Genomic DNA, 18,145 nt, shown 5'->3' with positions numbered 1-18,145 from the left:
ATTATTCTACTACGTGATATTTACCTTGAGCATCCCACTCATACATAACGTAGTCAGAAACAGTCAAGTCACCCTTATCATCGAAATCTTTCTTACCCATTACCGTATCAACAGAATGAGTCTTCAACCATTTAGCGCCTTTTATAGGATCTAAATTGTTATTAGCCAACGCTGCAACAGCAACTTGCATCGCAGTGTAAGAATACAGAGTGTAACCTTCTGGCTCATAACCGCCGTCGCGGAACTCTTGGATGACTTTTTTACCAGATGGGTAAGACGTTGGTGGCGCACCAAATGTCATCAGTACACCATCTACATATTTAGGAGAACCGGCAACAGAAACAAACTCATCAGATACGATACCGTCACCTGAGATGAAGATTGCTTTAGAACCTTGTTCACGCAACTGACGAACAAGTGGACCAGCTTCAGAGTGAAGACCACCGAAATACACAACATCAGCATCTACAGAACGAATTTTTGTAATCAAGGCGTTAAAATCTTTCTCGCCACGAGTCAAACCTTCGTACATTACTTCTTTAACTCCATAAGAGTTAAGAGTTGACTTCATGGCATCAGCAAGACCTTTACCATAAGTGTCTTTATCATGAATAACAGCAACACGTTTTGCTTTTAATTTATCCACAATATAGCTTGCTGCCACATCACCTTGCTGATCATCACGACCACATACGCGGAAAACGTTTGGCAAACCTTGATCTGTAAGGGTTGGGTTAGTTGATGCAGGCGTTACCATAATAACACCAGCTTCTTCGTAGATTTTTGAAGCAGGAATAGAAGAAGATGAACAGAAGTGACCAACGACAGCAAGAGCACCATCAGAATCCACTAAACGGTTAGCTACAGATACAGCTTGTTTTGGTTCACAAGCATCATCCGCTTTTACTAGTTTAATCATTTCGCCATTAACACCACCTGCAGCATTAATGTCTGCAGCTGCTTTTTCAGCCCCTTTCCATAATTGCTCACCGAAAGCCGCATAAGCCCCAGTGTGGGGACCTGCAACACCGATGACCACATCTGCTTGAGCAAGTGTCGCAGCACTAGCAATAGCAAGAGAAATTAATGTTTTTCTAACAACCGCATTTGACATAAGAAAAGCCTCTACTCGTTTTGTGTTTTATCGTTATTATTCAAAAGCAAGAAGCGTTCCAACAATTAAACCCTAAAGAAAAGGCATTAATAATGGAACTTTCACAGCAATTATTCAAAAATTGTGCACCTTTATAATGCTACACATTAATATCAGACTAAACTTTGGTCAATAGTAGTGCGCATAAATAATGTAATTAGCTTAGTTTAAATTCTATATTCCCAAAAAATAGCAAAATTAATCACTATAAATTTTTATTTATGTAGTTTTTTGTACTGATATAGAAAGATCTCTGCACTAAGCAGGAGCAAAATATTGGAAGATGGGTATCAGTGAGCATAATGGACATGTTAAAGCCATTACGAATGGTGGTAAGCACTTTATAATTTAGTACAAAAAACCAAAAAATGAATTATTAAAAAATCGGTTTTTTTATCAAAAAGCTCCGGTTTTATTAAAAAACAGAGCTTTCTACTTTATTGCTCGCTAGGAGTAAGCACTGAAGGGGAAGTAGTTAACAGGTCAGAAAGACGAACTAAGCGAACGCCATCCTGCTCCAAATGATTAAGACGCTTTTTAAGATAAGCCATAGTTTCTGGATAAGGATGCCCAATAGCCAAAGCACTTCCATGCTGTCTTGCCAGCTTTAACAAACGAGAAAACTGCTTATCTATCGCTTGTTCGGTGCGAATGTTATCCAAAAAAACATCTCGGCTGACAGTTTCTAATCCGTATTCTTGAGCTGTTTTTTTGGCCACACTTTTGGGACTAGTAAGACTGTCTATAAAAAAGAGTGAACGACCTTTAAGCGTTTCCATTACCCATTTCATCGAGTCAGCTTTAGTCGTTAGCAAACTCCCCATATGATTGTTTACACCTTGTATGCCTGGCAAACCATCTAAGTCTTTGCTCAATGTCGCTTTTAATTCATGTTCAGTCATCTTGGCATACAATCCACCTGGACCAAGCTTCAACTCACGTTGATTTTCCATCGGCGCATGTAATAGGGTAATACGTTTTTGTTTCTGGGCAGTTAGTGCTGTCTGAGTAGCAAAAGGCGTACTAGGTAAAATCGCCAATGCAACTTCGGTAGGTAACATTAAAGAGGAATCCATGCCCTGACGGTTATAACCTAGATCATCGATCAAAATAGCGATTCTTGGCATTTTAGGGTGTGAATCAACCGCTAATTTTTTAGCTGGAACCACCTCTTTTTTAGAAGATTCATGAGCCTGTTCTGCTTTAGTCAGGGGGTTGACAGACTTAGACTCGTGATCAATAGGAGCATCTAGAAAAGGCACAATCGCAGGAGACCATGGTTCAGCTGTTTCCAACAGGGATTGGGATTGTGAGGAACTGGCTGATACAGCGCTATCAGAAGCTACAGCATCATCAGACAAAACAGGAAAATAGGACCCTATTGAATAGCTGGATGCATTTGTAGCTTCTTTTTTTTGCGGTGCTAAAAGAGGCCCCAAATGCACTGGGAGGACTACGGGCTCTTCAAAAAAAGTCTCGTTATCTTTCTCTGTAATTTGATCATCCTCAAGAACAGCTATCTCAACATTACTTGTGACAACATCTTCTGAACGATCAAGAGTACGACTTAATTCATCTGCACACCCTAGAAGGGCGTGCAGACAAAATACAAACACTACGAATTTCTTAAAATCAAACAAGCGAGCTTTTACCAAAATATATGTTCATCAAAAATTTTTACTATTTCTGTGCTAGCTTAGGCAGCGTTTTCAGAATAGTAACCGCTTGAAATAGCTGAAAATCCGTTTTTGCTAACTCGCCAATATCAGATTTCACATCGGCACTGGTACGCTCTTCACCACCCGTTCCATTGCCTAAATGCCCTTTTAACTCTGCCTCTTTGACAAAAAATTGACCCTTTTCAAAAGTCAGAGTCGCCTGCGGCACCACCAAATCAGGTGTGATACCTTGAGCTTGGATAGAACGACCATTGGGCGTGTAATATAAGGCGGTTGTTAACTTGACGGCATCACCATTAGACAGAGGAACTACCGTTTGAACAGAGCCTTTACCAAAGGTTTCTGCACCTAAAATCACTGCACGTTGATGATCTTGCAAAGCACCAGCAACAATCTCTGAGGCCGATGCCGAACCTTCATTGACCAACACTACGACAGGTACATTACCAAATTTGGTGTTTTTCTCTGTCGCGGTAAACTGGGTTTTAGACAATTCATGACGACCATTTGTATAAACAATCATGCCTTTATCTATAAAGGCATCCACCACCCCAACAGCACTTTGTAAAACGCCACCGGGATTATTACGAAGGTCTAAAACGACCCCTTGAATTTTACCTTCTTTATTTAGCTTATCAATGGCTTGGTAAAATTCTGACGCACTATCGCCTTGGAACTGACTAATGCGAAAATACGCAATGCCATCACCTAACCATTTATCAGTAACACTTGCGTCTTCTACTAAACGGCGCGTTAACTCATAATGCTTCAGCTCACCACCCCGCTCGATATCGAGTGTCACAGTAGAGCCAATTTCACCACGCATCAATGTCACAATATCTTTCATACCTAAATCTGTAATCAAGGTATTATCAATTTTAACAATCACATCACCAGGTAAAATCCCTGCTTCAGCCGCAGCAGACCTATCAACAGGCGTTACAATCGTAAGACGTTTATCTTTCATCTCAACTTCAACGCCAATACCGGCATAATTTCCAGAGGTAAGCTCGTTAAAATCGACTAATTCTTCTTTGGTAAAATATTCAGAATGCGGATCAAGACCCGATACCATGCCTTTTAATGCTTTATGAAGAATGTCTTGATCAGACATCACCTCAACATAACCTTCCCGAATGGTCTCAAAGGTTTCAACAAAAGACTGAATTTCAGCGGTAGGTAACTTAGACTGTTCTTTAGTATCGGCAGGAAGCTGTGCAGAAAAAGCAGGCTGAACCAATAACACCATAAATAAAAAGGGGATTCGTTGACGCAAAATATTGATCATGTTTCTTCCTATGACTTTTTTACTGGCTGCAGACTAAGTTTGTAATATAAATTACCCAGCGTTCACCCAAGAAAGTGGTTTTAATGGCGTACCATTATGCCTAATTGCAAAAAACAACGCTGGATCAGGACGACCACCTGTGCTGCCAACCATGGCAACTGTATCGTTTGCCCCCACCCATTCACCAACTTCTTTAAGTAGACTTTGGTTGTAACCGTATAATGACATGTAACCATCACCATGGTCTAAAATAAGTAAAAAACCGAAACCACGCATCCAGTCAGAAAACACCACTCGACCAGAGAATATAGCATGCACAGGTTCGCCTTCTTTGGCACGTAATGTAACACCACCTAAATTTATGCTGCCATTAGACGATAATTCGGAGAGCGTTTTTAACGGACGAACCAACTTACCGCGCTGCGATGAAAAAGGTACATCTTGATCTGGAATCTGTATGTCAGCAAGCGCCTCTTCAAGACGTTTTAACATATCCTGTAGATTTTTTTGATCCTGAGCTAATTGTTTAGAGCGTTTATCACCCTTGGCCAAATCACTGTCTAATTTAGCTAATAAATTACGTCGATCAGCTTGTTGTCCAGTCAAACGACTGCGTTCTGCTTTTAATTCGATTTCTTCTTTGGCTTGCTGCGCTCGGTGACTGCGAATGCTCTTTTCGACCAAGTTCAAATCACTTACTTCCGTCACAAAACCATTAATAAGCGACTGCCTAGCATTGGAAAAATAACGATTATACTGTACCAAACGTTGGGCTTCTTCGGAGCTGTCACCATTTAATAATAACTTGATGCTTTCTTCATTGCCGGAACGATAAACCGCCCTTAGTTGGGCGGCTATTTGTTCATTTTGTTGTTGAATGCTTAATTGAAGTGTCCGCTGCTGTACTCTCAATTCTCCCAGCTGCTTTTCACCTTTTTTTAAGCTTTCCTGAATATTCTGAATTTTTTTAAGCAACTCCTGAATGTCTTTCTCTTTGACTTCAAGCTGCTTTTCCACATCAGATCGCTCAGACTTAATATCTTTCAACCAGCTATTAAGCTTTTGCAGGTCTTTCTGTAAAGCCTGAATCTGCTGTTTGGCCTCCTCCGGAGTTTGTGGTTCACCTGCCGCCCAGCCAAAGCTGGACAGCAAAAACAAACTTAAGAGAAGACGGCGGGATAATAAGATCATTCTTGCCTCATGCTCGCGTAAGCAAGCTCACACCTGTCATCTCAGCAGGTTTATCCATTCCCATCATGTCTAGCAAGGTAGGAGCAAGGTCACACAGTGCACCTTCTTTAATGCCTAAACCTTGAGTCGGAGAGAACAAAACCAAAGGCACAGGCCCAATAGTATGAGACGTTAAAGGCTGAGCACCATCATCACTTAACATTTGTTCGACGTTACCATGGTCAGCTGTAATCAAACATTGGCCGCCATTCACTTTCAAGGCTTCAATGATTCGACCTAGACAAGCATCAACCGCTTCAACTGCTTTAACTGCTGCTTCAAAAATGCCACTGTGACCAACCATGTCACCATTAGCAAAGTTACAGATAATAGTGTCGTATTTACCCGCTTCGATCACTTCCACTAGCTTATCAGTCACTTCTGGCGCGCTCATTTCTGGTTTCAAGTCGTAAGTTGCCACATTTGGTGATGGAATTAGCTCACGCTCTTCGCCATCAAACAGAGCTTCTTCGCCACCATTAAAGAAAAAGGTTACGTGAGCGTATTTTTCGGTTTCAGCAATACGTAATTGTTTTTTACCATGCTTCGCTAGCACTTCACCTAAAGTATTCGTTAAAGCAATTGGCGGAAACGCCACATCAGCTTTAATGTCAGAAGCAAACTCAGTGAAGGTAACAAAAGATGCCAGTTTCGGATAAACAGCGCGAGTGAAACCATCAAAGTCAGCATCGGTGAAAGCACGAGTTAACTGACGCGCACGATCAGGACGGAAGTTAGCGAAAATAATCGCATCGCCATCTTGTACTGGAGCAGACTCACCAACGATAGTAGCTTTTACAAATTCGTCATTTTCGTCACGATCATAGGCAGCTTGAATAGCGCCTTCAGCGGTGTCAGCATGGAACTCGCCTTTACCTAGAACAATAGCATCGTAAGCGGTTTGCACTCGGTCCCAACGATTATCACGGTCCATTGCAAAATAGCGGCCCGTTAAGGTAGCGATTTTACCTACGCCTAGTTCAGCAAGCTTAGCTTCCAACTCAGCCGTTGGTGTTTTAGCAGAACGAGGCGGCGTATCACGGCCATCTGTAAAGCCATGAACATAAACTGCTTTCGCACCACGTTTTGCCGCTAATTCGCACATCGCCATGATTTGCTCATGATGACTATGAACACCACCATCAGACAACAAACCTAAAATGTGAACGGCTTTGCCCGCGCTAACAGCTTTATCAACCGCATGAACAAGGGCTTCGTTTTCAAAAAAAGACCCGTCTTCAATAGCTTTACCGATACGAGTAAAGTTTTGATAAACAACACGACCGGCACCTAAATTCATGTGGCCTACTTCAGAATTACCCATTTGACCTTCGGGTAACCCCACCGCAAGACCAGACGTTTTAATTAAAGTATGAGGCTGATTATTCCAAAGTGCGTCCCAGTTAGGCGTGTTTGCTGCAGCAATCGCATTGGATTTAGACGTTTCGCTGTATCCCCATCCATCAAGGATAAAGAGGGCTGTGGTTTTTTTGTTCATGTTAATCTATCCCGTAAATTGATCATGATAATGCCTCGATACTATCACAGGCTTGTAATTTAGTTACAGACTAGCGTTCCTATTCAGACTATTAATTTCACTAATAGAGGGCTTTTTACGACTATTTTACTTGTTGGTACTTTCCTAAAAAGGGTTTAACAAGAAGCTAATGACTCATTACGTTTTGCCAATAACCAATCTCGAAAAATCACCACTTGTTCAAGATCCGCCTTGTCGACAGGATAAGACAAAAGATACTCATGAGGTGTCGAAACAGCTTTACCGAAAGGCGCCACCAGCTCGCCATTTTGTAAACTGCGCCCCGCCAGTATGGTTGGCATAATAGCAATGCCCATGCTGTTTTTAGCCGCCTCAAGCAACATATGAAAATGCGCAAAGGAAGCGCCAGCAAAAGAACCACTTTCCAACCCTTGCGCTACCATCCAATCCGGCCATGCGTTAATTCGGGATGACAAATGCAAAAATGGAAATGCGGTCACATCTTCGACCGTCCACGCGTCCGCTGCTTTGTCTCCGATACGAGCCAATAATGTTGGAGAACAAACCGCAACCACACTTTCTTTCATTAGTTGATGAGAAATGGCACGAGGCCAATGATCACCGCCATAGTGCAAGATTATATCAATGCTTTCAGGATCGATCTTCGCGGCATCATCTAATGAGCGTACTTTAATTTGAAATTGTGGGTGAGCGGTTTGAAATTCAGCAAGTAGCGGCATCAACCAGTAAGAGGCCAAGGTGGGCAAAGCGGATATGGTAAGCGTGGTTTTTTCATCTTCTCGATGCAGCATGCGTAAACAGGCGTTTTCCATGCCATCAAGTAACGGTACCACTTCTTTGTAATAAGCCGCCCCCGTTCCGGTTAATACCAAGCGTTTATTGAGACGAATAAATAAATCTCGCGACAAGAATTCTTCTAGATTACGAATCTGCCGACTAACGGCACTTTGGGTAAGATGTAGCTCTTCCGCCGCCTTGGTAAAACTTAGATGCCTTACCGAGGCCTCGAAACATTTTAACGCGGTTGACGATGGGATATAACGGCGCATGTAGACGTTACTCATTAGCAAAAAACTGGAAGGCGATAACTGTATCCTATATCACTCTCATTCCCAACCAGTAAAATAAAAAACGCACCATAACGATGCGTTTTGGCGTGGTCATTAATCGCAGTAAACTTACTCTAATGTCAAACTAACGAGACCTGTGCTTGATGTCACGAGCGAAGCCAAGACCATTTTTAACAAAGTATTGGCAAAGCGCAATTGTCATTCTAATCCAAAGCGTGCGACTGCTGCCCAAGATGATAGGTATGAGCACCCACCTCATAAAACAAACGTCTCAATTCACGAAATGATATATCTCTAAGCACAGTGGTTGGAATGGACAAGTTTTCTCTTCGACCCGAAAGCCATTCTGCCAGCTCCGCACCGACCACAGTTCCTGGCCCAATACCTCGACCGCTGTAGCCTGCGACACTAAACAAGCCTTTTTGTAACTGTTGGCAATGGGGCAAATGATCTTCACTGTAAGCAATTTTTCCGGTCCAGCAATAACCCCACTCAACCTTACTTAAAATCGGGAACAATTCCGTGACGCGCTGGGTTGCCCAGTTCGACAACACGCTGCCCTCGCCGCCCATACCACCAAAAACTAAGCGGCCTTGTTTATCCAAGCGAAAAGAACTCATCACAGTACAAGTATCCCAAACGCCTTCTTTATTTGGTAACACACTAGCCAATTGCGCGTCACTTAACGGCTTTGTCGCCAATTGAGAATAAAAGATTGGTACAAACTTACGTGCTTGCTCTTTAACACCAAACTCACTGTAGGCATTGGTCGCGAGAATCACTTTTTCAGCATGTACTTGACCTTTTTCTGTGTGCAAAACCCAACCATCTTCGGCAGGTTCGATTTTACTCACTGGCGATTGATCAAAAAGTTTAGCGCCTTCTTTTAGCGCTGCGTGAGCCAATCCACGCGCATAAGCCAAAGGCTGAATGGTACCCGCCCTTGGATCAAACAATGCAGAGTTAAATTTACTAGAACCAATACGAGCTTGCGCCTCTGCGGCATCAAGCAGCTGAACTGGCGCACCGCGTTTCTTCATTTGCTCATAACGACGCTGTAATTGAGCCAAACCGGTTTTGCCAACGCCTGCGTGCAAGGTCCCATTACGAACTGGCTCGCACTGAATATCGTATTCTTTAATTAAGCCATAAACAAAATCTGGAGCGGCCGCCAAAGCCTTATACATAATACTACCAGCTTCAGCTCCGATGGTTTTATCCAGCTGATCCGGTTCTAGCCAGACACCAGCATTTGCTAGGCCAACATTACGCCCTGATCCACCAAAGCCAACTTCTTGCGCTTCAATTACGGCAACAGAAATACCAAATTTGGCTAGATGCAAAGCGGCAGAAAGACCAGTAAAACCAGCACCAACAATAACGACGTCAACATCGACACGCCCTTCTAAAGGCGCTAACACTGGCGCATCTGGAGAGCTTGCACGCCATAAAGAATTGCAGATTTTATCAGACATAAGATGACCTCATAGGGACATTGGTCAAAACGTAAAAACGTAAATAGGCGAGAAAATCTCGCCTATTTATTCTCAATTAAACGCATTCGCTGTATAAAGCGAACGCTATAAGCCAAAATTATTCAAAAACAATACCTTGAGCCAACGGCAAATCACCACCGTAGTTCACTGTATTTGTGGTGCGACGCATGTAGTTTCTCCACGCATCAGAACCAGACTCACGACCGCCGCCCGTTTCTTTTTCGCCACCAAACGCGCCGCCAATCTCAGCACCAGACGTACCAATGTTAACGTTGGCAATGCCACAGTCAGAACCTGCTGGAGACATAAACAATTCTGCTTCACGCATGCTTTCAGTGAAAACGGCAGAAGACAAACCTTGTGGCACTTCGTTTTGAATTTCAATCGCTTCTTCAAATGTTTTGTAAGTCAAAACATACATGATAGGCGCAAAGGTTTCTTCATGAACGATTGGCGCATCATGAGCAATACGAACAATCGCAGGACGAACATAGAAACCACCAGCAGGAACGCCTTCAGTGACACGTTCGCCACCGCAAACAATTTCGCCGCCTTGTTTTTTCGCGGTGTCTAGAGCCGCTTGCATACGGTTGAAGCTGCCTTCGTCAATTAGTGGACCAACCAAATTACCTTCAACGATTGGGCTACCAACGCGAAGCGAGCCGTAAGATTTCGCCAAACGCTCAACCAAACCATCAACAATAGATTCATGAGTAATCAAACGACGCAATGTTGTACAACGCTGACCAGCCGTACCAGCCGCAGAGAAAACAATCGCACGAAGCGCAAGATCCAGATCTGCTGTATCAGATACGATCATCGCGTTGTTACCGCCAAGCTCTAACAAAGAACGACCTAAACGACCTGCTACTGTTTTCGCCACAGCACGACCCATTACAGTAGAACCTGTTGCAGAAACAAGTGGGAAAGTCTCGCTTGCCGCAATCGCTTCACCAAGATCTCGATCACCAATCATCACAGACACAGCCGCTTTAGGGATATCAGGCATATCAGCAATGACGTTTTGCGCGATTTGGTACATAGCCAAGGCACACAACGGCGCTTTTTCAGAAGGTTTTAGTAGAATTGGATCACCACAAACAAGACCCAGCATGGCATTCCAAGCCCAAACCGCCATAGGAAAGTTAAATGCTGTGATGACAGCAACAGGACCTAGTGGATGCCATTGCTCCATCATACGATGGCCAGGACGCTCAGATACGATAGACAAACCGTGTAGCATACGAGATTGGCCGACAGCGAAATCACATACGTCAATCCATTCTTGTACTTCACCCAAGGCTTCAGGAAGAATTTTTCCTGCTTCCAAAGAGATCACTTGCGCCAACTCATTTTTGTACTTGCGCGCTTCATCACCAATACGACGAACCAATTCACCGCGACGTGGCGCAGGAATAGTACGTAATACTTTAAATGCGTCTTTTAGTTCAGCATTTACTTTGTCTAGCTGTGCAGGTGTTGCGTTGTTAAAGGTAGACAACGTCGCACCATCGATTGGGCTATGAGCGGAAAAAGTACTGCCTTCACCCAAAGCAACCGTATTACCTGTTAATACGCTATAAAAAGTATCACCCTGTTTTAGGGTATTGACACCAAGTGTTTCTAAGCAAGTAAGTGACATATGAACCTCTAAGATTTATTTATGTATGTATAAATTTAACTTCCACCACCATAACCAGCTCAGGCTAGAATGAGAAATACCGTTTTCCTGCTAGTGGTCTAGTTTTTACCTATAGCAAGATATCAACCCTATAGGTATATTAGAAAGGAGCCCAGAGACAATTTTCACAAGAGCCGCCTTTTAAAAGAGCATACAGATGGATATTCGATCATTACGTTACTTTATTGCCGTTTACGAAGAACGCAGCCTAAGCGCAGCCGCTAAACGCTGCTTCGTGGCACAACCGTCAATATCAACGACTGTCGCGCAATTAGAAGATGACCTAGGCACAAAACTCTTTGTGCGCCACTCAAAAGGCGTGTCACCAACCGACAGCGGCTCGCAACTTTATCCACATGCCTGCAAAATGGTCAGCGACCTAAGCGCCATGCGCAGCTTATTTACCGACACACCGGCACCGCTCGCTCTATCTATATCTTTGACCCCTTTTTTATCTGGCTCGCTAATCAGCCAAGTAATCAAAACTATGCTAGACGAAGTTCACGGGCTCACCTTAAAGCTAGTCGATGAATCAGAAAGTGCCGATCTGCGTTTTACTTGCCATCGTTACACCACAGAAGAAGATGTATTTTATCCACTTTGGGAAGACGACTATGTGATCGCTATGCCATTGGATCACTGGCTGGCAGATTTCCCTTCGCTATCAATTAAACAAATAGACAAGCAACCTTTCATTTCTCGTACACCATGCGACATTTTGGAATCTTGGAACTACTTGATGCAAAAACAAGAACTCACTACAGATGTTCGCGCTCAAGTGAAAACGGAAGAGTACGCGTTAGATTTGGTTGCCGCTGGATTGGGGATTTCGCTCATTCCAGAACACTCTTCGCGAGGCCGCAGCGACTTGTGTTTACGCCCTTTAAACGATGTGAAATTGAAACGCGTGGTTGGTTTGGCTCACAAGAAAGAGCGCAGTTTTCCAGCTCATCTGATTAATACGATCCTGACGGCTAAGCAGCAACTATTCTTTAACAAAAATCCGACCGAAATACGGCTCGCATAACTTTTACGCATCACAACGTGCGTTTTTACCTTTTGCTTTAAGACCGATCACTGCACTAAAGTACCTTACATCGACCTAACACTATTGCAGGAAACCTTATGACACCAAATGATTTTTTCGCGTCTTTGTGGGATCACTATACAGACATAACACCACAAGCTCAGCGCATCCAAGAACTGTTTAAAAGCCATGGTGAAAACGTTCTTAATGATCACGTAGCTTTCCGTACCTTTAACAATTCGCCAATTTCATTAGAAAAATTGGAACCGCAATTAGAAGCCATTGGCTACAAAGCCTACGGCGCGTTTCGTTTCGAGAGCAAACACCTTAAAGCCCGTTGTTACAAACACCAAACGGATGCAGATTCTCCAAAGGTGTTTTTATCTGAACTTATAGTGGAAGAGCTGCCAGCAAACTGCCAAGACATAATTGGCAAGTTCATCGCACAAATTCCAGCTGATGCCGTGCAAACACCAGCTATTTTTTGGGCTGGGAGATTATGGGAAACACCAACGGAAGTCGAATATCTTGCTTTAGCAGTGCACAGTGAATACGCGGCTTGGTTATCGACTATGGGCTTGCAAGCCAACCACTTCACTGTAAGTATCAATCACTTGAAGAAATTCCCGACAATTGAAAAAGTAAACGAACTACTTCAAAAAGAAGGTTATGCGTTAAACCAAGTTGGCGGTTTGGTCAAAGGCTCACCAGAGTCTTTCTTGGAACAGTCTTCCACCATGGCTGACAAAGTCGACTACAGCTTTGCTGATGGCAAACAAAAAACCATCCCTAGCTGCTTTTATGAATTTGCTCGTCGCCACACCATGCCAGACGGTGTGTTATTCGATAGTTTCATCGAAGGTAACGCTGACAAGATCTTTGATTCGACCAGCGCTAAATAACGAATCGGTAAATTAGTATGATATAACGAGCCCCAGTGGCTCGTTTTTTATTTTCCCATACCATTTAATGATCAGCGCATCACATCCTTGTCATGTTTTTATGATAGAAACCTTTGTGTGATGTGACGAGCAAAAGTAGTCGCCTGAGAGTCTGTACCGATCCATCAGGCCGTGTATAATGCTCGCAGTTTAAATATGGGCCTTACGATTATGATAAATCAACTTATTGAGTTTTCTATCAACCACTGGGAAATGGTCGCTGTCTTTTTAGCGATTCTTGCCACACTACTTTTCGTTGAAAGCAAAGGCGGCGCGCAAGGGCTTACACCTTCTGCTGCAACTAACCTGATGAACAGCGAAGACGCAGTCGTTGTCGATATCCGTCCAGAGAAAGAATTCAGCACTGGCCACATCACAGGTGCGCTAAATATTCCTGCGACTAAGATGAAAGACAACATGAATCGCCTTGAGAAACATAAAGACGCCCCAATAATCATAGTTTGCAAATCTGGTGTAACGTCTGGTGCAAGCGCTAAGGACCTTAAAAAGGCCGGCTTTGGCAAAGTTTACAAACTTCAAGGTGGCATTGCAGAATGGCAATCATCTAACCTGCCACTGGTTAAAGGATAAGAGATAAAATTATGGCTACCGTCACTATCTATTCGAGCGATTACTGTCCTTTTTGCGTTAGAGCAAAACAATTGTTAACGGCAAAGGGTGTTGCCTTTAACGAAATTCGCGTGGACGGAGAGCGAGAGTTACGACAAGAAATGATGGAAAAAAGTGGCCGCCACACCGTTCCGCAAATTTGGATTGGTGAACAACACGTTGGTGGATGCGACGATCTTTATGCCCTTGAACGCGAACAAAAATTGGATGCCTTACTTGCATAGAAGTAGGCATTCCAATAAAGCACACGGTATAAATGAGCAACGAATTCATCGCTTTATATAGAAATTATTAAAAAAAGGAACCAAGATGTCCGATACAGCTGAAACACCAGAAGCACAAACACAAGAAGCGCAGACACCACAACTTTCTATGCAACGTGTGTTTTTGAAAGATATTTCTTTTGAATCTCCTCGTTCACCAATGATATTCCAAGAAGAATGGAAACCTGAAGTTGGCTTAGAGCTAAACACTAAGAGCCGTCAAGTAGGTGAAAATGTCTACGAAGTTGTTTTGGAAATTACGGTAACGGTTAAAAACAATGGCAACACTGGCTATTTAGTCCAAGTTCAACAAGGCGGTCTGTTTGTTATTTCTGGTCTTGATGATCAGCAATTACATCACGCTTTGGGTGCTTTCTGCCCTGCTACCTTGTTTCCATACGCTCGTGAAAACATTGATGCAGTTGTAGTAAAAGGCAGCTTCCCAGCTATCATGCTTGCTCCAATCAATTTTGATGCGCTTTATATCGAAAGCCTACAAAAGCAACAAGCGGAAACAACTCAGTAAAAATATTGAGTGACAAAAACGACTAAAAGTTACGAAAAAGGAGGCTACGCGCTTCCTTTTTTTATTGCATAATAGATATCGTTCGCATTTTAGTATCCCCAGTACTTTTAGTATCGCAAGAATATATGGAAACTGTGATGAAAAAGAAAAAGAAGCCTTGTCCGAATTGCCTCAAAGCTCGCTGGTTAATACTTTATCTCGGCTGCTTCATCCTGCTCTCGATACTTGTTGCCAATCAGTTTTTAGAAAAAGGAATCTGATGTGAAGTGGGCTGTTATTTGGGTAAGTATCTGCTTTTTAGCGGGATGTGCGACTTACAAACAAGATATTGATGCAGGCTTAGGCTTGGCAAAAGAAGGCGAATGGAAAGAGGCTGAAGGCAAACTAGAAGGCGCTTTAGACAGTTCCCAAGACAAGCTGCTTTATTATATGGAAATCGGTGCTCTTGCCCAGAATCAAGGTGACTTCGAACGCAGCAACGACTTACTGGAGCAAGCAGAAAGATTAAGCGATACCTTCTTGCCTGAGAACTTTTCTAATCGCTCTTGGGCATTATTAAGCAATCCAAGGCAAAGCGACTACCGCGGTAACGGTATTGAACGGGTTTACATCAGCTATCTTAAATCGATGAACTACATCGCCCTAGCGGAAAAAGAAGACAATACAGCTAAAAAACGCGAACTTAACGATGCTGCTTTAGTCGAAATGCGACGCATTGATATTAAGCTCAATGAAATTCGAGCACAAACTCCCAGCTACCAAGATCTTAATGCCAAAGAAAACCAAGCCTTTTATATGAAGGCGCTGAGTTGGTTAGGCGATTTTTATACGGGTGGACGAGATACCAACAAGTTTATCTATAGAGACGATGCTTGGGCACGCTACATGGAAGGGCTGCAATACGAGATGAATGGCGAAATCGACGATGCTCGTATCAGCTATGAAAAAGCAGCTAACTTGTATGAAGACGGCTATGCAAAACAATATGCTTTGTCTAGTACTACGGCGGATCGTGCTTGGTTAGATACAATTCGCATGATGCAAAAAGGCGGTTTTAGCCAGAGCGAGATAGATCAAAGAATCACAACCAAACTGTCTCCAGCTATGCAAGAAAAACTCAAGCAATATCATAAAGGCGATGCGGAATTAGTCGTTTTGGAACACCAAGGCTTCATTCCTGATAAAAAGGAAATGACGGTATTATTGTACGCCGACCCTCGCGCTTACTCTTTAGTATTAGAACCGCTTCATGGTGGGGGAACGATAGAAGCAAACGATGCATTCCGTTGGTTTACCATGGTCTATGCTGATATTAATCCTCTCAACCTAATCGCCAATTATAAAGCGGGTGGCGCATGGGGAACTTTCTCAGGCATTTTTACGAAACGTGTAATTCTGGGGCGGCCCGTTTGGCAACAACTCACTTCAGCTAAGGTAGATAAACTACTAACCGAACAAACCATACGCGTTACTGTGCCGTATTATGGTCGCTTCACATTAGATCAGCATCAGCCAACACTGCAAATGAATAGCTCAACAGCCACGATCAATAACAGCCTACGAATGACATCCCTTGCTGACATTGCCTTTCAGGAACAACTGGCGCAAGCGCAACGAGATATTTACGAAGGCTTAGTAAGAGAATTATTACGCAGCTGGTTAGCGTATCAAGTGTCATCAAACGTACAGGATCAAAATGCAGCTTTGATCTTAAACCTAATTGGACAAGTTGCAGTATTTGCCTCATCGGCTGCAGATACGCGTAATTGGCTGACACTACCAGCACAAGTCAGACTAACGCGTGAACCATTAGCACCGGGTGAATACACCCCTAACTACACGGTTAATAACAAAACTTTCTCTCTCGGCAAGGTCAACTTAGAAGCCAATAAAATTAAGCTTTGGAATCTACGCAACCCTTATTAAATTGATTACACTAATACAGCTTGGCACCAAGCTAAAACGGACGTAAGGAAAATAGTATGCACATTAATAAACTAACACAGTCTAAATGGGCTTCCCTATCTTGGAAGAGCATGTTCACTCTATTTATGGCCGTGTTATTAACGGCTTGTTCAGGCAGCGTAAAGCGCATAGACACAAACGAAGACGTTATGCTGTCTGACCGTTGGAATGACACCGACTCACGTCTAGTGGCAGAAGAAATGATGAGCGATATGCTGACCTTCCCATGGTTCCGTGATTACAACTTCAACAAGAAAGGTAATCCAACCGTCATTGTACAGAGCATCCGCAACAAGACATCTGAACATATTCCCGTAGATACCTTCATTAATGACATCAAACGCAGCTTATTACGTGCCGGCAAAGTCGATTTTGTTGTCTCAGGTGCTGAACGGGATGACGTCCGTAGTGAACGAGAAGAACAAGAACTTAATGCAGCACCAGATACCGTTGCTAAATTTGGCCTAGAGCAAGGCGCTGGTTTCGCTCTATCTGGCTCCATCAACTCCATTGTTGATTCCAATGGCGACCAACGTGTGAGCTTCTACCAAGTTGACCTTAAATTGATTGATATGACCACCAACCGCGAAGTTTGGAACGGTCAGAAGAAAATCAAAAAATTGGCTGACAAAGGCTTTTTCTAACCATGAAACTCTCTGTTTTGCCCATACCATTCAGCTTGATGATGGTGACGGGTCTATTACTCAGTTTAACTGGGTGTTTGGGCTCTAATACCCAATCGGGTCAAACAACGGAGAGTATGCCTAATTGGGTATCATCTCCGCCACAGGACAGCACGCACTTGTATGGTGTCGGTAGCGCAGCGCGCATAGAAAACATTGCCTTAGCGTTTACTCAAGCCGAACAAAACGGCAATGTTCAAATTGCTCAGCAGCTTCGTACTCAAGTAAGTCAGATTAATACACAAGACACTCAAGTGCGATCTGGGCAAGGTGGAGAGCAAGTTTCAAAAACACAAACAGCCTATACGCAAGTAACAACCTCACCTATCGAACTAGAACAAGCCATCAATGAGCAACGCTTTGCCGGTAAAAACTACGTCTATGCGCTGCAATCTATTGATCGTAGTCGAATTGTCGCCAAGCTAAAAATCGCTATTAATGATACGGATGACATAATCCGCAAGCTGGCAGCATCGTTGACTAAAACAGAAGATAAATATCCGGCACCGCAAGACTGGCAAACCTATATGCAGCTTATCCCGTATTTTGCCCAGCGTAAGTCCTACGAAGATGAGCTCAGCCTGTATTCAACCGCACGTACAGTAGCTGGTAAAGCCAACGCAGACATTCAAGACGTAGAACAGCGGCTAAATCTAGCACTGAGTAGCTATGGCTTTGATGTCTCCTCAACCAAACAAGCAGATAGCCTAGCAAGTGCTCTATCGCATTTTGGCCTGACACCAAAAGCAGGATCTTTATTCAAGCTCAACAGTCGAACAGCGCAACACCATGAAATCCAAGATGGACGTTTTTATGTATTTGAAGACGGCACATTGGAACTCATCGACCCGACAGGTTCACGTCTTGCTTCTTGGACAGTTAGCGCGAGAGGCATTGCTAAAAGCCTTAATAAGGCTCAAGAACAGGCAACTAATAACTGGTCAAACCAAGCGATTGAAGCCATGTTTACTTGGTTAACACGTTTAGACTAGTA

General features: G+C 43.3%; 16 protein-coding genes. 8 read left to right on the top strand and 8 right to left on the bottom strand.

Translation table 11 applies throughout. From position 1 onward, the window contains the following. Window position 1 precedes the first annotated feature (1 nt). The 8 genes from BUA59_RS06695 to amaB all read right to left on the bottom strand — a co-directional run bounded on the left by BUA59_RS06695 (window position 2) and on the right by amaB (window position 11,077). Window positions 2–1,114 (bottom strand): branched-chain amino acid ABC transporter substrate-binding protein, encoded by a 1,113-nt coding sequence (locus tag BUA59_RS06695; RefSeq protein ID WP_072838940.1) that lies wholly within the window; start codon window positions 1,112–1,114, stop codon window positions 2–4. A gap of 476 nt (window positions 1,115–1,590) precedes the next feature. Beyond that, a complete protein-coding gene (locus tag BUA59_RS24115; protein WP_245813105.1) occupies window positions 1,591–2,769 on the bottom strand; it encodes a divergent polysaccharide deacetylase family protein in 1,179 nt (392 codons plus the stop codon). A gap of 64 nt (window positions 2,770–2,833) precedes the next feature. Beyond that, window positions 2,834–4,120: a S41 family peptidase gene (locus BUA59_RS06685; RefSeq protein WP_072838939.1), complete on the bottom strand. Its 1,287-nt coding sequence runs from the start codon at window positions 4,118–4,120 to the stop codon at window positions 2,834–2,836. A 51-nt stretch (window positions 4,121–4,171) separates the two neighbouring features. Then, complete coding sequence (locus BUA59_RS06680; RefSeq protein WP_072838938.1) at window positions 4,172–5,311, bottom strand: murein hydrolase activator EnvC family protein; 1,140 nt, start codon at window positions 5,309–5,311, stop codon at window positions 4,172–4,174. Window positions 5,312–5,318: 7 nt separating this feature from the next. Continuing rightward, window positions 5,319–6,848: a 2,3-bisphosphoglycerate-independent phosphoglycerate mutase gene (gene gpmI, locus BUA59_RS06675; RefSeq protein WP_072838937.1), complete on the bottom strand. Its 1,530-nt coding sequence runs from the start codon at window positions 6,846–6,848 to the stop codon at window positions 5,319–5,321. A gap of 155 nt (window positions 6,849–7,003) precedes the next feature. Further along, window positions 7,004–7,918 (bottom strand): LysR substrate-binding domain-containing protein, encoded by a 915-nt coding sequence (locus BUA59_RS06670; protein ID WP_072838936.1) that lies wholly within the window; start codon window positions 7,916–7,918, stop codon window positions 7,004–7,006. Between the two features lie 224 nt (window positions 7,919–8,142). Continuing rightward, on the bottom strand, window positions 8,143–9,414 hold the full coding sequence (locus BUA59_RS06665; RefSeq protein ID WP_072838935.1) for an NAD(P)/FAD-dependent oxidoreductase: 1,272 nt from the start codon (window positions 9,412–9,414) through the stop codon (window positions 8,143–8,145). Window positions 9,415–9,532: 118 nt separating this feature from the next. Beyond that, a complete protein-coding gene (amaB, locus tag BUA59_RS06660; RefSeq protein WP_072838934.1) occupies window positions 9,533–11,077 on the bottom strand; it encodes an L-piperidine-6-carboxylate dehydrogenase in 1,545 nt (514 codons plus the stop codon). 196 nt (window positions 11,078–11,273) lie between these two features. On the opposite strand from amaB, the gene BUA59_RS06655 reads away from it, so the two are divergent. The 8 genes from BUA59_RS06655 (at window position 11,274) to BUA59_RS06620 (ending at window position 18,143) form a co-directional block, all read left to right on the top strand. Beyond that, a complete protein-coding gene (locus BUA59_RS06655; protein ID WP_072838933.1) occupies window positions 11,274–12,143 on the top strand; it encodes a LysR family transcriptional regulator in 870 nt (289 codons plus the stop codon). A 98-nt stretch (window positions 12,144–12,241) separates the two neighbouring features. Continuing rightward, the gene (locus tag BUA59_RS06650) at window positions 12,242–13,045 is read left to right on the top strand and encodes a DUF1338 domain-containing protein (protein WP_072838932.1); all 804 of its coding nucleotides are present in this window, start codon (window positions 12,242–12,244) and stop codon (window positions 13,043–13,045) included. A 210-nt stretch (window positions 13,046–13,255) separates the two neighbouring features. Then, window positions 13,256–13,675, top strand: coding sequence for a rhodanese-like domain-containing protein (locus BUA59_RS06645; protein WP_072838931.1), 420 nt, complete (start codon window positions 13,256–13,258; stop codon window positions 13,673–13,675). Between the two features lie 11 nt (window positions 13,676–13,686). After that, window positions 13,687–13,938 (top strand): glutaredoxin 3, encoded by a 252-nt coding sequence (gene grxC / locus BUA59_RS06640; protein WP_011978545.1) that lies wholly within the window; start codon window positions 13,687–13,689, stop codon window positions 13,936–13,938. An 85-nt stretch (window positions 13,939–14,023) separates the two neighbouring features. Continuing rightward, window positions 14,024–14,503, top strand: coding sequence for a protein-export chaperone SecB (gene secB, locus BUA59_RS06635; protein WP_072838930.1), 480 nt, complete (start codon window positions 14,024–14,026; stop codon window positions 14,501–14,503). Between the two features lie 261 nt (window positions 14,504–14,764). Continuing rightward, complete coding sequence (locus BUA59_RS06630; protein ID WP_072838929.1) at window positions 14,765–16,429, top strand: COG3014 family protein; 1,665 nt, start codon at window positions 14,765–14,767, stop codon at window positions 16,427–16,429. Window positions 16,430–16,485: 56 nt separating this feature from the next. Next, the gene (locus BUA59_RS06625) at window positions 16,486–17,112 is read left to right on the top strand and encodes a penicillin-binding protein activator LpoB (RefSeq protein ID WP_175550753.1); all 627 of its coding nucleotides are present in this window, start codon (window positions 16,486–16,488) and stop codon (window positions 17,110–17,112) included. Window positions 17,113–17,114: 2 nt separating this feature from the next. Beyond that, window positions 17,115–18,143, top strand: coding sequence for an LPP20 family lipoprotein (locus BUA59_RS06620; RefSeq protein WP_072838928.1), 1,029 nt, complete (start codon window positions 17,115–17,117; stop codon window positions 18,141–18,143). The last annotated feature ends 2 nt before the right edge of the window (window positions 18,144–18,145 follow it).

The organism is Marinomonas polaris DSM 16579 (genome assembly GCF_900129155.1).
Lineage (GTDB): Bacteria > Pseudomonadota > Gammaproteobacteria > Pseudomonadales > Marinomonadaceae > Marinomonas > Marinomonas polaris.
The sequence above is the reverse complement of the archived record's forward strand: the minus strand, read 5'-3'. Positions and strand labels throughout refer to the sequence as shown.

Coding starts and splice junctions, on each gene's coding strand:
- BUA59_RS06695 (WP_072838940.1), bottom strand. CDS start 1,114: ATGTCAAATGCGGTTGTTAGAAAAACATTAATTTCTCTTGCTATTGCT.
- BUA59_RS06685 (WP_072838939.1), bottom strand. CDS start 4,120: ATGATCAATATTTTGCGTCAACGAATCCCCTTTTTATTTATGGTGTTA.
- BUA59_RS06680 (WP_072838938.1), bottom strand. CDS start 5,311: ATGATCTTATTATCCCGCCGTCTTCTCTTAAGTTTGTTTTTGCTGTCC.
- gpmI (WP_072838937.1), bottom strand. CDS start 6,848: ATGAACAAAAAAACCACAGCCCTCTTTATCCTTGATGGATGGGGATAC.
- BUA59_RS06670 (WP_072838936.1), bottom strand. CDS start 7,918: ATGCGCCGTTATATCCCATCGTCAACCGCGTTAAAATGTTTCGAGGCC.
- BUA59_RS06665 (WP_072838935.1), bottom strand. CDS start 9,414: ATGTCTGATAAAATCTGCAATTCTTTATGGCGTGCAAGCTCTCCAGAT.
- amaB (WP_072838934.1), bottom strand. CDS start 11,077: ATGTCACTTACTTGCTTAGAAACACTTGGTGTCAATACCCTAAAACAG.
- BUA59_RS06655 (WP_072838933.1), top strand. CDS start 11,274: ATGGATATTCGATCATTACGTTACTTTATTGCCGTTTACGAAGAACGC.
- BUA59_RS06650 (WP_072838932.1), top strand. CDS start 12,242: ATGACACCAAATGATTTTTTCGCGTCTTTGTGGGATCACTATACAGAC.
- BUA59_RS06645 (WP_072838931.1), top strand. CDS start 13,256: ATGATAAATCAACTTATTGAGTTTTCTATCAACCACTGGGAAATGGTC.
- grxC (WP_011978545.1), top strand. CDS start 13,687: ATGGCTACCGTCACTATCTATTCGAGCGATTACTGTCCTTTTTGCGTT.
- secB (WP_072838930.1), top strand. CDS start 14,024: ATGTCCGATACAGCTGAAACACCAGAAGCACAAACACAAGAAGCGCAG.
- BUA59_RS06625 (WP_175550753.1), top strand. CDS start 16,486: ATGCACATTAATAAACTAACACAGTCTAAATGGGCTTCCCTATCTTGG.
- BUA59_RS06620 (WP_072838928.1), top strand. CDS start 17,115: ATGAAACTCTCTGTTTTGCCCATACCATTCAGCTTGATGATGGTGACG.